The sequence below is a fragment of the Weeksella sp. HMSC059D05 genome (assembly GCF_001809725.1).
Taxonomy (GTDB): Bacteria; Bacteroidota; Bacteroidia; order Flavobacteriales; family Weeksellaceae; genus Weeksella; species Weeksella virosa.
The window spans coordinates 1-1,503 of record NZ_KV798545.1 but is presented as its reverse complement, the minus strand read 5'-3'; the positions used below and the strand labels follow the sequence as shown (position 1 = coordinate 1,503).

Genomic DNA, 1,503 nt, shown 5'->3' with positions numbered 1-1,503 from the left:
AACCCGGTGGAGTGGGTGGATCCGTTGGGGCTCAAAACTAATTCGGCTTTATTAGGAAGAAACTTAGGAGCTTCTCCTGGGTTAAATCATGACGCCCACCATATTATTATGACAGGTACGAAAGATCCTAAAATGAATGCTTTAGTTGAGCAAATGAAACGTCATGGTATTGACCCTGATGGAAAACTAAATGGTATATGGCTCGCTAGGACCGATGCTGATAAAATCCCAGGAATCTCTGCGGGAACAACACATAAACAAGATGGTTTACATGGTAATGCATATAAAAATGAAATATTTAATCGATTAAATGGGAAAAATAAAGAAGAGTTTAAGTCTGAATTGAAAAAAATTAAGGAAGAATTAAAAGAAGGTAGAACTTGGGAAACAAGAACCACACAAAAACTGGGAAAAGTATGTCGATAGTTAAAAGTGAGTACGAAAATATTATTGGACTTTTTGAGTCGGAAAAAAATTCTTTTGAAACAAGAAAAACAACAGTAGATAATATTCCAATTACATCAAAAAATTGGAGTAGTTCTTATTTGGATTTCTTTAATTATGACTCGGCGATAAATCAATTAAAAGAAGCAGTAATATTTAAAGAAGAAACAAAAATATCTATTAAAAACTACTATTTCGAAAATCAATTGATTTTTTCTTGTAATAATGAAAATGAGAAATGGGGTAGTCTTTTCCTTGAATATAACGATCGGAACAAAAAATCATTTTTGTTTGTAGAAAATGACGATGAAGAAATGGCTCTACAGCAACTAAGAGTAGCTTATTTTCATAACAACCGATACGACAAAGTGTTGTCTTATATAAATGACGGAGACAATCACGAGGAGTTTCTATTTATCGACCAGTTCGAATACGACAATGCGGATATAACGAAAATTGTTAGATACGGTTTTTGGGAAGAAAAATCAAATATTTTGCCTATTAGAGAGTTTGAGTTTTCATATATTGGCGCTAAAGTTAAGATTGTCGCTACTAATCAATCGGGAAAAAAAATATTGGTTTATAACGGAAAAAAGATAAGTAATGACTCTCTATGTCAGGATAGTTGTTACCCTCTAAATTTAAATTAAGAGAGCGGTAAGGATACTATTTATGAGCCGTTATTCACTAGAGCGTAAGAACGCAGTGATCAATAAATTTCATAGTGACAACACATTGAGTCTTAGTGAACTAGCTAGGCAAGAGAGCATTCCTACCTCAACCCTTTATAATTGGCTGAAACAAGTCAATTTAGTAGGTAATGCCATGTCAAAAAAACGCAATTCGGATAATTGGTCTGCTGAGACTAAACTGGCGACTGTGATAGAAACCGCCTCGCTTTCGGAGATTGAGTTTGTAGTCCCCCTATTTTTAGTAGCAATTTTAGGTAGAAACAGTATTAAAAAATCGTTCTAACTTTTGTTGTGGGTTCATACAGGTAATCTACTCAAGCGCATTAGCGGCTATCATTTTGATTACGACGCCCGTGGTAATTTAACC

3 protein-coding genes are annotated in these 1,503 nt (G+C 34.3%); all 3 read left to right on the top strand.

The annotated features are described in order from the left end of the window. Window positions 1-426 (top strand): AHH domain-containing protein (locus HMPREF2660_RS06810; protein ID WP_185097017.1); only part of this gene is annotated, 426 nt, incomplete at its 5' end. Beyond that, window positions 417-1,094 carry a hypothetical protein gene (locus HMPREF2660_RS06805; RefSeq protein ID WP_070486291.1) on the top strand — a complete coding sequence of 226 codons (678 nt, stop codon included), beginning with the start codon at window positions 417-419 and terminating at the stop codon, window positions 1,092-1,094. The genes HMPREF2660_RS06810 and HMPREF2660_RS06805, both read left to right, overlap by 10 nt. A gap of 22 nt (window positions 1,095-1,116) precedes the next feature. Further along, the gene (locus HMPREF2660_RS11240; protein WP_083299085.1) at window positions 1,117-1,419 is read left to right on the top strand and encodes a transposase; all 303 of its coding nucleotides are present in this window, start codon (window positions 1,117-1,119) and stop codon (window positions 1,417-1,419) included. The last annotated feature ends 84 nt before the right edge of the window (window positions 1,420-1,503 follow it).

What these genes read in the sequence shown, in the direction of transcription:
- HMPREF2660_RS06805 (WP_070486291.1), top strand. Translation starts at nt 417, where the DNA reads ATGTCGATAGTTAAAAGTGAGTACGAAAATATTATTGGACTTTTTGAG.
- HMPREF2660_RS11240 (WP_083299085.1), top strand. Translation starts at nt 1,117, where the DNA reads ATGAGCCGTTATTCACTAGAGCGTAAGAACGCAGTGATCAATAAATTT.